At 58.7% G+C, this 13058-nt stretch carries 9 protein-coding genes and 1 pseudogene; 6 read left to right on the forward strand and 4 right to left on the reverse strand.

The features are described from left to right. Positions 1-38: 38 nt before the first annotated feature. Positions 39-3715: pseudogene (locus tag C1M53_RS32140) on the forward strand (autotransporter domain-containing protein); the annotation flags it as partial. Positions 3716-4291: 576 nt separating this feature from the next. Continuing rightward, a complete protein-coding gene (locus C1M53_RS15690) occupies positions 4292-8332 on the forward strand; it encodes a hypothetical protein (RefSeq protein ID WP_129413085.1) in 4041 nt (1346 codons plus the stop codon). A gap of 210 nt (positions 8333-8542) precedes the next feature. Here the strand turns inward: C1M53_RS15690 and C1M53_RS15695 are convergent, their stop codons facing one another. Together C1M53_RS15695 and C1M53_RS15700 are read right to left on the reverse strand one after the other, a co-directional pair. Next, entirely contained in the window at positions 8543-8773 is a 231-nt protein-coding gene (locus C1M53_RS15695; RefSeq protein WP_129413086.1) for a hypothetical protein, read from the reverse strand. 338 nt (positions 8774-9111) lie between these two features. Beyond that, a complete protein-coding gene (locus C1M53_RS15700; RefSeq protein WP_245488609.1) occupies positions 9112-9327 on the reverse strand; it encodes a helix-turn-helix transcriptional regulator in 216 nt (71 codons plus the stop codon). Positions 9328-9486: 159 nt separating this feature from the next. On the opposite strand from C1M53_RS15700, the gene C1M53_RS15705 reads away from it, so the two are divergent. Continuing rightward, a complete protein-coding gene (locus tag C1M53_RS15705; RefSeq protein ID WP_129413088.1) occupies positions 9487-9987 on the forward strand; it encodes a hypothetical protein in 501 nt (166 codons plus the stop codon). Positions 9988-10013: 26 nt separating this feature from the next. Here the strand turns inward: C1M53_RS15705 and C1M53_RS15710 are convergent, their stop codons facing one another. Further along, positions 10014-10271, reverse strand: a complete 258-nt coding sequence (locus C1M53_RS15710) for a helix-turn-helix domain-containing protein (RefSeq protein ID WP_348629987.1) — start codon at positions 10269-10271, stop codon at positions 10014-10016. 52 nt (positions 10272-10323) lie between these two features. On the opposite strand from C1M53_RS15710, the gene C1M53_RS15715 reads away from it, so the two are divergent. The 3 genes from C1M53_RS15715 to C1M53_RS15725 all read left to right on the forward strand — a co-directional run bounded on the left by C1M53_RS15715 (position 10324) and on the right by C1M53_RS15725 (position 12418). Further along, entirely contained in the window at positions 10324-10821 is a 498-nt protein-coding gene (locus C1M53_RS15715) for a helix-turn-helix transcriptional regulator (RefSeq protein ID WP_129413089.1), read from the forward strand. Positions 10822-10910: 89 nt separating this feature from the next. Beyond that, the gene (locus tag C1M53_RS15720) at positions 10911-11501 is read left to right on the forward strand and encodes a low affinity iron permease family protein (protein WP_348629988.1); all 591 of its coding nucleotides are present in this window, start codon (positions 10911-10913) and stop codon (positions 11499-11501) included. A gap of 179 nt (positions 11502-11680) precedes the next feature. Beyond that, complete coding sequence (locus tag C1M53_RS15725) at positions 11681-12418, forward strand: Crp/Fnr family transcriptional regulator (RefSeq protein WP_129413090.1); 738 nt, start codon at positions 11681-11683, stop codon at positions 12416-12418. 129 nt (positions 12419-12547) lie between these two features. Here C1M53_RS15725 and C1M53_RS15730 read toward each other — a convergent pair whose 3' ends face one another. After that, on the reverse strand, positions 12548-12805 hold the full coding sequence (locus C1M53_RS15730; RefSeq protein ID WP_129413091.1) for a hypothetical protein: 258 nt from the start codon (positions 12803-12805) through the stop codon (positions 12548-12550). Positions 12806-13058: the final 253 nt, after the last annotated feature.

Here is a 13058-nt window from a genome sequence, read left to right on the forward strand (position 1 = left end):
GTGGCAACGGCATCGATTTCAGCGGCGTCGGCAACAATATGGTGTCCACGCTGGCGGGCACCGCGATCCGCGGTGGCAACGGCGGTCCGGGCGCCGACGGCGGTGTCGGTATCGTCGGCAATGGCATTACGATCATCAACGAAGGTACGATCGCCGGTGGCTATTCGAACCTTGGCGCACCGGGCGCAGTCCAGGCCGCCGCAATAGCCTTCACCGGTGGCACCAACAGCCTGAGGCTTGGCAATACCGGGACCATCGACGGCGCCATCAGCGTGACGGGTACGCTTTCCATTGATCCCGGTACAACGGCTGCCGGCAGTGTGACGCTCAACAACATCATTCGTGGCACCGGCGGTCTCATCAAGGCAGGTGAGGGCAGGCTGGTGCTGACGGGTGCGAACATCTACACCGGCCAAACAACCCTGGCGGCTGGAAGCCTCAATGTCGGAAGCGCCGGCGCGCTTGGCACATCCGGCGCACTCAGTTTTGCGGGCGGGACGCTGCAATACAGCGCCGCCAATCAGACCGACTATTCGAGCCGGTTCTCGACTGCCGCCGGCCAACAATACAGCGTGGACACCAACGGCCAGGACATCACCTGGGCGGCGGATCTGGCATCGTCGGGCGGTCGTCTTGCCAAGTCGGGCACTGGCACGCTGACGCTGACCGGCGCTGCCGGCTATACCGGCGACACCGTCGTGGCGGGCGGCACCCTGCGGTTCGGCGATGGCGCGGGTGGCAGCACCGCCCTGGGCGGTTCCGTCATGGTTGCCAGCGGTGCCACTGTTTCTTTCGAAACGCCCGGCAGCTCCGACATCGGCGGGCGCGTAGAGCTTGGCGACACGGCTGCTATGTCGATACGGGCCGGAGCCGGCCAGCCACTGCTGAAGACTGCAGGCCTCAGGATCGGGGCGGACGTGAATTTCAATCTCAGTGGTGTCGGCGATCCGAACCGTGCCAGCCAGATCCTGATCGACAGCAGCTCGGTCATTCAGGGCGACTTCGCCACGATCAGCGTTGGCGGTTTCAGTGGCATGGTCGACTATCTGACTGTGAACACGCGAAAGTCCGCCGATGGAAAACAGTATCTGGCCAGCTACGATCTGAGCTGGACCGCCAACAACAACCTGGCTCACGGCACTTTCACCCTGGCCGACGCTGCGAACAGTTTCACCGTTGGGGCTGATCTCGCTGACCGGGCGGCAAATCCTGTCACGGGCTGGGATGGGAAAGCGCTGACCAAGACAGGCGCTGGCACACTGATCCTGGCGGGCGACAATACCTATAGTGGCGGTACGACGATTGCCGCCGGCACGTTGCAGATTGGTGAGGGCGGCAGCAAAGGCTCGATCGCCGGAGACATCGTCAACGAAGGCACCCTTGCCTTTTATCGCTCCGGCACGCTGGCAATGAACGGGGCCATTTCAGGCGGCGGCAGGCTCAGGCAGCAGGGTGCGGGAACGGTGGTGCTGTCCGGCATCAACAGTTATCGCGGCGGCACCGTCATGGACGCAGGCACGCTTTCGGTTTCGGCCGATGCCAATCTGGGCGATCTGTCGGGTGGTCTTGCTTTCCACGGCGGCACGTTGAACACCACCAGCAGTTTCGACACTGGTCGCGCTGTAACACTCGGTTCGAGCGGTCGCTTCGATGTTGCCGCAAACACCTTGCTCGGCCTGTCGGGCGCGGTGTCGGGCAGCGGTGATCTGATCAAGGCCGGCGCAGGCACACTGAAGCTCAGCAATGGTGGCAATGTCTACGGCAACACGTTTGTCGAAGCAGGCTCGCTGACAGGTAACGCCTCAACAATCTCCGGGCGGATCGGCAATGCTGCAACGATGGTGTTCGACCAGGTTTCGGACGGGATCTTTGCCGGCGATATCGGCGCGCTCAACGGCAACCGAGGCATCATGATCAAGCGGGGTGCTGGCGAGCTGATGCTGACGGGCACGTCCGCCCTGGATTGGTCCGTCGAAAAGGGAAAGCTGTCGACCACAGCAAGTCGCTTCGGTGGCAATGTCATGATCGGCGCCGGTGCTGGTGTCATCTTCGACGAACAGGTTGACGCCCTCTATTCGGGAGCGATTTCTGGTGCCGGCAACCTCACCAAGACCGGATCTGGTACGTTGAAGCTTGCCGGTGACAGCTCCGGTTTCGTCGGGTCGACATCGATTGCCAAAGGCATCCTGTCGGTGGACGGTTCGCTCGGTGGTTCGATCCGTGTGATGCCTGGAGCCCGCCTGCAAGGCAAAGGCACCATAAGTGAGCTCACCGTTGCGGCTGGCAGCACCATCGCACCGGGCAATTCGATCGGCACGCTCAATGTGGCCGGCGATGTCTCCCTGGCCGCGGGGGCCATTTATGAAGTGGAAGTCGCAGGCAATGGCACGAGCGATCGCATTGCCGCCAAGGGCAAGGCGACGGTCGACGGCGCCAAGGTGGCCGTAACGGCACTGGATGCCGCGACAAGCTATCAAGACGGCCAGAATTACACGATCCTGACGGCAGACGGAGGCGTCGCGGGTGCTTTCGATCCAGCCGTGCTTTCGCGTTCGGCATTTCTGGATGCGACGCTTGTTCAGGGAAAGAACACGGTCGATCTGAAGATCGCCGTCAAGGGCGCCAAACCAACAGGACCGGTGTTCGAGAAGGCGGCCAATACTTTCAACCGTCAACAGACCGCAGGTGCGCTCGACAGGCTTCAGCAGAGTGGCCAGTCGCTTGCACTTTACAACAAACTGCTGCCGCTCTCGACGGAGGAAGCGCGGTTGGCCTTCGATGGCCTGTCGGGCGAGGTCAATGCTTCGATGGTGACTGGCCTTATCGAGGACAGCCGCTTCACGCGCGAAGCCATCAACGATCGCCTGCGTTCGGCTTTCGAGACGGTCGGCGCCATGCCGCTGACGGGTTATGGTGACGACGCCAAGGAGATCGCCACGGCTTCGGTTGCGTCCGAACGCGGCGGCGCCTGGGGCTCGGTGTTCGGCTCGTGGGGCCATTTCGGCGGCGACGGCAATGCGGCCACGCTGTCGCGCAGCATCGGCGGCTTCGTCACCGGCGTCGATGGCCTGATCACCGATGAGGTCCGGCTTGGTTTCCTCGCCGGCTACAGCCATTCGTCGCTGAAGATCGACGATCGCAGGTCTTCGGCTTCGATAGGCAACTACCATCTTGGTCTCTACGGCGGCACACAACTCGGTGCACTCTCTTTCCGTTCCGGCCTTGCCTATACTTGGAGTGAGATCGATAGCAGCCGGCAGGTGTCGTTCCCCGGCTTCACAGACAGCCTCACCGGCGACTATCGCGCCGGCACCACCCAGGTCTTCGGAGAACTCGGCTACAGCATGAGGCTGGCCGCATCGCCTTCGAGCCCTTCGCCAACCTGGCTTATGTCAATGTCCACACCAACAGCTTCACCGAAACGGGTGGGGCATCGGCACTCACCGTGCGGAGCGGCTCCAGCGACAACACCTTCACAACGCTCGGGCTTCGTGCCTCGACCGACTTCGATCTCGGCTCGGTGAAGGCGACTGTGCATGGCACGATCGGCTGGCGCCACGCCTATGGCGATATCACGCCAACGGTCAGCCAGGCCTTCACCGGCTCCAATGCGTTCCAGATCGTCGGTGCACCGATCGCCAAGGACGCAGCCGTCATCGAAGCGGGGCTCGACTTCACCGTCGCGCCACGCGCAACGCTAGGGATTACCTATCACGGCGAACTCGGCTCCAAGGTCAGCGACCACGGCGTGCGTGCGGATTTGAGTGTGAAGTTCTAAGGGCAGGGCACCCGACTTGCTTGCGGTTGCGCACGCGCGGGCGCGCGCACCGGGTACGGGTTAACAAGGTGATCCCAAGTGTAATTGATAGGCCTATTCGACGCTCTCACTGAGAGGTGGCCTATCTCCTTCGTGGAGGCGGCGGTCAAATTGGGTTTCGGCGCCTAGTCGAAATCAAATGCGTGAAGGCATGATGTGGAGAGAAGCTTGCCGCGGTGAAGCGACCGGCAGCTTTGCGTCCGCATTTCGGTCGTTCGGAAACTGGGAATTTTCCACCGAAAGCGGACATGTCCGCTGGATACTCAAGAATAAGGGTATTTTGGAGAGCGTCTGGTACGCCGCGCCCGTTGAAGACGGGCAATATTCTGGCTCTCTGGCATCGCACTCCACCCGGCTGGCTTATGTGTTTAGCTTACAGAGCTTCCGAAAGCTCCCCTAGCAACTATGCTTGCTGCATATTCCCGATTCGGCCCCACGAACCTAGGCTGTCCCCCATGTAGAAGGACTTGGCGCGTGTATATTCCCAGAACACTTATTGCTGCTAAGGGAAGCAAAGACGAGCGTCGCGTCTCAGAGCCTGACATCGCCGGACTCGGGCGCGTTGTAGTCCTGTTGGGGGAGCCCGGAATCGGAAAGTCGGAGCTGACGACGCAGTTGGGCGATTCATTAGGTGCAATCCGCGTGGCGGCAGGCACTTTCAATAGAACCGCAGACCTTTCGATCTACAACGATTTGGCGCATCGCCCGATAATCATCGATGGACTGGACGAGATACCGGCCTCAGCTACCGAACCTGCGATTGACAGGGTACTGGGTAGGCTTAGCCAGTTGCGCAACCCGAATGTCATAATTTCTTGCCGAGCCGCAGATTGGACCGGCGCGTCCAATCGGGCAAGGTTTCAGAGTGATTATGGGGTGTTGCCCGTCGCGGTGCACATCATGCCATTTAACGATGAACAAGCGAGAGCATTTCTTGTAGGGTACGACACTCGCATCGATACGGATAAGTTGCTGTCAGCGATTGACCGCCAAGGGCTTAACGATCTCGTTGGCAACCCGTTGACGCTCAAACTGTTGGCCGAGGTGTGGCTTCAGGATGAGGGTCTGCCGGCAACCAAGACCGAACTGTTGGAACGGGCAACCTCGCTGCTAATCAGGGAGGAGAATGACGCTCACGACCAATCGCGGCAGGCGCAGACCTCGTCGGAAGCACTCTTGGCGGCGGCTGGAGCCATGTTTGCACATTTGCTCTTGAGTGGAGCCGTTGGCGTAATCACGAACAATCGAAGAAAGGCTGCAGAAGGTTTCATACCTCTAGCTGAGTTGGACAACATTTGCACAACGGCGGATGCCTCCACTGTTACCAAGACACGGCTTTTCAAAGCCGAGGTCGAAGATCAGTTGGTTCCTGTCCACCGTGTCATTGCTGAATATCTGGCTGGGCGATGGTTGAGCCAGAAACTTGAAGACAAATTGTCGGAACGCCGTCTTTTGGCGTTGTTGCAATTCAAAGGAGGAGTGCCATCGGCGCTGAGAGGACTTCATGCCTGGCTCGGCTATTTCTCGCCTAGGGTTCGAGAGCGATGCATTGACACCGATCCGTATGGTTTCCTGCGGTACGGCGAAACAAGCAGCCTAAGTGCCCAAAGTGCGCGTCATCTATTGAAGGCGCTCGCGAAATTGGCTGAGGATGATCCATATTTTCGTAGTGAAGACTGGAGTGTTCGGTCTGTTCGCGGTTTGGCACAGCCCGAGCTAAAATCGGAAATTGTAGCTCTGATTACCAGTCCAAACCGGCATGTGCAGCTTTCTGCGCTGGTTCTAGAATCGCTGGCGGGGTCGCCTCTGACCGCCGAAATCCTACCGGAACTAGACGGGCTAATGAAAGATGCACAGGCTCCGTTTGTGGAGAGGAGCCGGGCATCAGAAGCACTCGCGAAATCGGGTCTGAATATTGACTGGCAGGAGTTGGTTCGCGCGCTGTTGGCGCAGAAAAAGCACGATAGCTGGCGACTTGCTGCTGAAACTATCGGCGATGTTGGTCCGGCGGAATTTCCCGCAGAAATGATCGCAGACGTGCTTGTCGCGCTTAACGGGATCAACGGCTCGGAAAGACGTGAGGCTCGTGTTGTCGGTGCAGACTATGCGTTGATCCGGCGCATCTCTGCCGAACCCGCACAATCCGTTCTGGATTGCATCGCCGTGGCAATTGAAGCCAAACGACACCCGCGCCATTGGCAACTAGGGCGAGGCCTCGCTTCCGCGATTGAGCGTCTACTAGAAATCGCAATCGCCGGACCTCCAATCGAATCAAGACGATTCTGGTCGTGGGTTCGGCATCTTGGAAACAGATTCACCCATCAAGAACAGGCCGACAGAATTAGGAACTACCTGTTAGCGAACCCGGAGTTTCGCAGACAAGTCCAACGGCTGGTGCTTTACGACGAAACCATTGACGGAGGCCCCTGGATGGCCATCGTCCACGAATTGCCGAACTCTCTTGTAGGTTTGAGCCTATCAATCGAAGACACGATCTACTTCTTGCGGGAGATCGCCGACACCAAGGAGTTAACTACCTATCAGTCGACAGTCTGGAATGACTTGGTTCAAGCTACCTGGCGTCGAAATCAGGGTCAGGAGAATCTACAACTCGTTATCGACCAAGGGATTCGACAACACGAGCAGCTAGGCCCGGCATTCGAAGCAATAAAACGGCCTCCAGAGCGTGACTATGAGGCAGAACACAGAAAACGTCAGCAGCAGTACGAATCAAGGCGGCAGGCGAAGTACCGGCAGCATCGTGCTGGATTCGAGAAAGAACTGCCCCAGATCGCCAGTGGCCAGCAGATCGGGGCATTAATATCGCTTGCACAGGGCTATCTCGGGCGCTTTTCGGACCTTCGCGACCACAGCAACCCTCGTGACAGGCTTGTAGAGTGGGTCGGGGAAGAGGTTGCCGAGGCGGCGTGCCGGGGCTTTGTTGCCACACTCATGCGTGATGATCTGCCCGACTTGGAGAAAGTTTGCTCAATCCGAATTGAAGGCAAACACTGGACCATTGAGCCAATAATGCTCGCGGGTATCGCTGAACTGGTTAGAGCAGATCGTTCGCTTGCCGAGATTCCATCAGGTGTGGTTCGGGCCGTGCTCGGTATCTGGTGGGACATGCCAGAATTCAATTCGACGAAACTAGGCGATGACATCGAGGCGGCCTTGGAGCAGGCCGTCTTTGTTGATGGGCAAGGCATGGAAACATTCGTCACAACCGTTATCGAGCCTCAGATATCGAAAGAGCACGTCACCGGCTTGTATCGATTTGCCCGTGAGCCGAGGTTCCTGTCATTCTCACCAAGACTGGCGCTGAGATGGCTCCGAAATTTCCCAAATGCTGTATTCAATAGCCAGCTTGAGTTGATCCAATTGTTGATATGGCATGGAGACAGGACCGAACTTATCAAACTGATAGAGGATCGGGTTGGCGACTTGGATTCTCTCGATGAACAGTCCAAACGGTTGTGGGTCGCAGCCGCCTTTTGCTTTGTTCCATCGGCCTTGCCGCTCTCCGTTTCAAGGGAGATTATTTGGCCGATCAAATCGATCATTCTACCTGATCGGACAGAGCGTGCCGGGTTGAACCTCCCCGTCGACCGCTATGCCGCGATTGTTAGCACTTTTGCACCTGAATGGCCTTTGGTGGGCCATCCCGCTGGCGGTTGGAGTGGCGACCAGAACCCTTGGGACGCCAGCGAGTTCATATCCTACTGCATCAGCGCAATTGGCGCTAACCGGACGGCCGAGGGCACAGAAGCGATTGACCATCTGTCCTCAAGCCTTCAAGGGACGGGTTATTCTGACCTCTTGAAGCATGTCTGTCAGGAGCAAAGGCGTAATCGCCGCGATGCGGAATATTCGATACAGACATTCGATTCCGTTAGGAAGGTTCTCGAGAATCTGGCCCCGGCGACCGTGACCGATCTGAAAATGGTCATGCTTGATCATCTAGCAGACGTTCAGAAGTACATCCGAGATGCCGATACTAGCGGCTGGGAAACTTTTTGGAGCGGCAATCGCCCGAAAGACGAGAACGTTTGCCGGGACCGATTGCTTGACCTAATTCGTCCGCGCCTTGGCGGCGGGATCGAGCTGTTTCCGGAACTTCCCATGCCCGACCGAAATCGGGTCGATATCTATGCAACGATTTTGGGTCAGGGATTGCCGATTGAGATTAAAGGACAATGGCATCCAGAGGTTTGGAATGCGTCTAAAACGCAGCTAGATGACAAATACTGTCGGGACTGGCGAACGGGCGGATACGGCGTCTATTTGGTGCTTTGGTTTGGTGAAGGGACTGGCAGAGATTTGACCCTTGGGCCAAGCGGCTTCTCAGGATCGTTGACCCATCAAGACCTCGCGGAACAACTGTCCCACGGTTTGGCCGAAAGTGACCGGTCACGAATCCAGATCGTAGTCCTTGATGCCTCAAGACCAACAACCAAGAAAGTGCCCCCGGTGACAAAGCGGGCGGCTCGCAAGAAGGGTCGGCCCGTCAGCTAGGCCCATACTTTTCTTTCCTGCTCCTACAGACGAGATTAGAATCTCCAAGCCCCGACAACGAGTCGGCTTTCTTGGCTTTGCTAAGGAAATGCGGAAAGTCCGCTTCCGGCCCAAAACGGAAATCGGAGTTATGCTCAGGAGACGACAATCGCGAGCGGAGGACGAAGGCGGACAAAATGGCGGATGTTTAGAGCCCTTCGAGCCCTGACACTAGCTTTCCCGTGTTTTCAGAATCGACTCTGTAAAACCGCGCGCTCGCTGGATGAAATCGCGTTCCACATCAGAGGCCTGTTCAAGGCCGGAGAGATAATCTTCAAGTTTGCCTCGTACGCGATCCCGAACATCGGGTTCGGATACGCTTATCTGCTCGATGAGCGCTCGCAGCGTTGTCTCAATCGCGAGGAGCCGCGCGCCGAGCGCGACATTGTGAGGATCTGACACTGTGTTCTCCCGGTGCGGTGCGACCGCATTAGCTCGCGGTCTTTGATTCTATAAGATGCTCGTCCTTCCCGGTTTTCAGGGGGTCGGCTTTCGGCCCGGTTCCAGACTTTAGCTGGGCCCGGCTAAATTGGCCGCTCGTCGGAGGCGGACAGTCCCGCGTCCCGGCTTCGCCGTCGCATACTGACGCTCCTTAGACCGCCTTGTTGAACCGATCTCGCGGACGCGAATTTGCTTCGAAGCCCTGCCAACTGACTCCCGGCTGCGGATGTCAGGGCTTCTACGCTTTATGCGCTGCACCTTTGTTTGCCGCCTGCCGGCGGAATTGTCCTACAACGGAATTAAGAGCGAACTAACTTAACACCGGGATGCTTGCCGTTGGTGAACTCAACACCTTCAGCTTCGAGAACTGATCGCACTTTGTCTTGAGTCTCGCTTGAAACCGCCGCAGCGCGTTCGCTGTCACTTTCACAGCGCTTGATCGTGGGAACAGAGACACCGGCTCGGCGGGCCAACTCTGTTTGGGAGAGACCTATTAGCGCCCGAGCCGCTCGCATTTGCGCCGCTGTTACCAATTGTTCTTGATCCTTTTAGATCATTCGTCTATGATCCAAAGGTATCAAAGATACCCTTGGACTCCGGTCCGGGGCGGCTAGACGCAGTGTTGGCGCACTGAGCCTAGCCTAACCACGTCTAAGCTGTCTGGAGCTCGGATCATGGCTGATTCCGACCATACCACGACTTTGTCCATCGTCACCCGCACCAAGGCAAACGGGGAGAGGGTGGCTATTGCACTTTCGCCGAAAAATCCGGAGGCCGGGTCAGATCCCGCTGCTGACGTTTGGGGCAAATGGCGGGCGGCACAGGAAGAGGTAGACCGGCTCTGCCGTCTTCAGCAGCGCCTTGAGAGGAATGTGAGTGCCGGGGCAGTGGGCTTGGGTGAATATACCGAGGCGCTGCTGGCCGAAAACCTGGCCGGTGAACAGGCGTTGGATATGCTCGTGCGGTTGTCCCAAACACCGGCTGCATCGCTTGTTGGTATCGCAGCCAAGCTGGACGCGGTGCTGGGCGAGGCGCAACCCAGCGAGGACGATGATGAATTTCCGTGGCCGCTGATCCGCTCGGCCCTGGCCGATCTCATCCGGATTGGTCGGCTGGGTGTGCCAATGGGTGGGAGCGCAGCGGCGGCTCGGACGAGAGCTGGCAATTCGGCATGACAAGCGGGGCGACAGGCTGCGGCGGATCACGCCTCCGGGTCCAGCAACCGGACACCTTCGCCCTTCTTGTCCACCGACAGGAATTCTATGCCGGCTTTTTTCAGGGCTCTTTCGATGGACTGCAGCGTGCTGACGCGTGAATCGACCTTGCCGTTCTCAAGCCGCGCCAAAGCGTTCACCGAAACGATTGCCGCGTCCGCGAGCTGCTGCTGCGACCAACCAAGCAGAGCCCGAGCGGCTCGAATCTGTCGTGGACTGACCATGATGCCACAATCGGCAGGCATCCGGCCTCCGCCACAGATAGGGTGAAATTCAACCTCATAAGGTGTAGTTCTGATGCTGGCGTGCTCAAGATGGGGCGCGGGACGGGAGGAACGGGTGGAGCACAAACGGACCTCGCTGACACGGGCGGGCTCGTTAAAGTCTGGAGTCCCCGCGGGTCTTACGCCCGAGCCGCATCCTGCCGACCAGCATGTCGGGCGGCAGATCGCGATGGTCCGCGTCCAGTCGGACGTATCGCAGGCACAACTGGCGCGCGCCATCGGCATCAGCTTCCAGCAATTGCAGAAATATGAGAACGGACGCAACCGCGTCAGCGCTTCCATGCTTTACGAGATCGCCAAGGCGCTCAAGGTTCCCGTCGGACGCTTCTTCCAGGGGTTACCGGGCCATGACGCGGTCAACGGTGAAGCCGTACCACTGCCTGCCGATGAGCGCATTCATTTCATTGCGAGCGCCGAAGGACGACGGCTCATCGCCGGCCTGGTGCAATTGCGCCCACGCTTGCGTGCGCGCATTTCGGAACTGATCGCCGACTTGACCGTCAATCCCTGACACCGCTGGCATCATCCAGCGGCGCTGGCGATGCCAGCCCCTACTGGCGCGCCAGTGGCAGAACCGCGTTTTGGCGCGAACCGGGGACAGTGGGTGCCGTTGCCGCTTTGGCCTGGCAGGCGCAGACAAAGACGACGACCGGGGCTGATGCGCTGCGGGGGCGGATGCTTGGGCAGCAGGCGGGTTCGAGTACCCACGAATTTTGGAACGTCAACAGTCGTTTGTCGTTGAGTCGACACAGGCGTTTCGACAGCGGGCGGGGTTCCATGGAAAAAGTCTTTTCTCATTTCGCCGACACCATTTCGCGGTGGACGGGCAAGCCTGCGACATTCGTGCTTTGCGCTCTGGCGGTCGTCGTCTGGGCGGTCAGCGGCCCGTTTTTCGGCTTCTCCGAGACCTGGCAACTGATCATCAACACAGGCACGACCATCGTAACCTTCCTGATGGTGTTCCTGATCCAAAGCACGCAGAACCGCGACAGCACCGCGGTGCAGGCGAAACTGGACGAACTCATCAGGGTCGGCCAGGGCAAGAACGAGTTCATCGGCATCGAGCGGCTGACGGATGCCGAGGTCGCGCAGTTTCGGGCATGGTGCGAAAGCAAGGCGAAACATGCCCGGCGAAAAAGTCCCCCATGGGACGACAGAAAAGCAGCACGTTCCAAAGCAGCACGGTCCTGAGCGCCGGACAAAGCACGCGGCCTTGAGGCTTCGCCCCCCAGCAGCGTTTACCTGCCAGCCGCTCCGCGCCTCGCGGTCCTGACCGAGACATCCCAAAATGTGAACGGTACATCATTGAACGTTTTCCTGGCGCTTGCGTTGGCCCTTGGGGGCAGCCGCAACCGAAAGGATGTTTTGCCATGCAAACCCTGCCCGAAAGGCTGGAAAACAATCTTCTAAGGTCCCTCGATGCGGAGGATCTCACGATCCTCAAGCCTCACCTGGAGGATTGGCAGGCAGACGCGGGCACTGTCATTCACCGACCGGGAGAGCCGCTTCGCGATGCTTTCTTTCCGCGTGGTGCGAGCATGATTTCTTACTGCGTCGTTTTCGGGCGCAAGCGCAGTGTCGACACGATGTTTGTTGGCCGCGAGGGCGCAGCCGGCTGCATTGTCACTCAGGGCCAGTTGCCGGCCTACACACAGGCGCAAGTGCGCACCAGCGGCCCTTTCTGGAGGATAAGGCTGTCGAGGCTTGATGAGGCGAGACGTCAGTCGTCAAACCTGGAGAGCGTTTTTGCGCGCTATTCGGAATGTGTGCTGGCTCAGGTGTTCCAGTCGGTCGCCTGCGATTCCAATCATTCCATCGAACAACGAGCGGCCAAATGGTTGCTGACGGCCATCGATCGAACCGGCGGAACCAATCTGACGCTGACGCAGGAGCAGTTCGCGTCAATGCTGGGCATAGGCCGGAGCTATCTGAGCCGGGTGGTTCATGATTTGCGCAAGCGAGGCATTCTCGAGACGAGACGCAATCGCATCATCGTTCAAAAGCCTGATCAGCTGCGCGCGCTTGCCTGCGATTGCGACACTGCAGTTTCGAGACACTTCGCGACGCTCTTGAAGGGGGTCTACGCAAACAAAGGCTCCGGTCGCTAACGCGGCCGGAGCGATTGCTTGCGGCATTGCGACGAACTTCAGAGCGGCTGCCATCACTGTTTGGTGCGGACAGCTTGAGACGTTGAGAAGCCGCTTGCCGGCTGGATCAACGGGCCTGTGCAAGACCCTTCACCCAGCCATACGCAACTGCTCGCCATCCGCGTATTTTCGGCCAAGATAGAGGTTCAGGCTTTCGCGGATTTCCGCCTCTTCGCTGATACCTTGACCGAACAGGTTCATCATGGCGCGTGCGACATCTTCGGCGGCAGCGCTGCCACAAGGGAGGCCCCACCGAAGGCAGATGTCGTCGTAGATTCCCTTCAGGAGGGTCAGGTCATCCGGATACAGGATGCCGACGCTGTTGGAGAGGTAACGGGAAGCGGACATGGCTTCCTCCCTTCACTTGGGGCGGAAGCGTGATCGTCGCTCACAGCCGGCGATGCCCTGGTTAAACTATCGCCGGTGAGAACAGGATAGCCCCTGTTTTGAAAATGCGTCTGTTTCATAGTGGACACATGCGTTCACGTATGAAGACAGCTGGATTCGAGCACGCGCAATGACTTAGCGCCGCGACTCACGCGCGTTGCCCTACCGTTCGGGGTGACGAAGACTGGCTTGCTGCGGGAGGCTGCCTGTCCCT

The organism is Mesorhizobium sp. Pch-S (genome assembly GCF_004136315.1).
Classification (GTDB): domain Bacteria; phylum Pseudomonadota; class Alphaproteobacteria; order Rhizobiales; family Rhizobiaceae; genus Mesorhizobium.

Excerpts from the sequence above, each read along its gene's own strand:
- C1M53_RS15715 (WP_129413089.1), top strand. The coding sequence starts at position 10,324 with ATGCTGGCGTGCTCAAGATGGGGCGCGGGACGGGAGGAACGGGTGGAG.
- C1M53_RS15710 (WP_348629987.1), bottom strand. The coding sequence starts at position 10,271 with ATGCCTGCCGATTGTGGCATCATGGTCAGTCCACGACAGATTCGAGCC.
- C1M53_RS15705 (WP_129413088.1), top strand. The coding sequence starts at position 9,487 with ATGGCTGATTCCGACCATACCACGACTTTGTCCATCGTCACCCGCACC.
- C1M53_RS15730 (WP_129413091.1), bottom strand. The coding sequence starts at position 12,805 with ATGTCCGCTTCCCGTTACCTCTCCAACAGCGTCGGCATCCTGTATCCG.
- C1M53_RS15700 (WP_245488609.1), bottom strand. The coding sequence starts at position 9,327 with ATGCGAGCGGCTCGGGCGCTAATAGGTCTCTCCCAAACAGAGTTGGCC.
- C1M53_RS15725 (WP_129413090.1), top strand. The coding sequence starts at position 11,681 with ATGCAAACCCTGCCCGAAAGGCTGGAAAACAATCTTCTAAGGTCCCTC.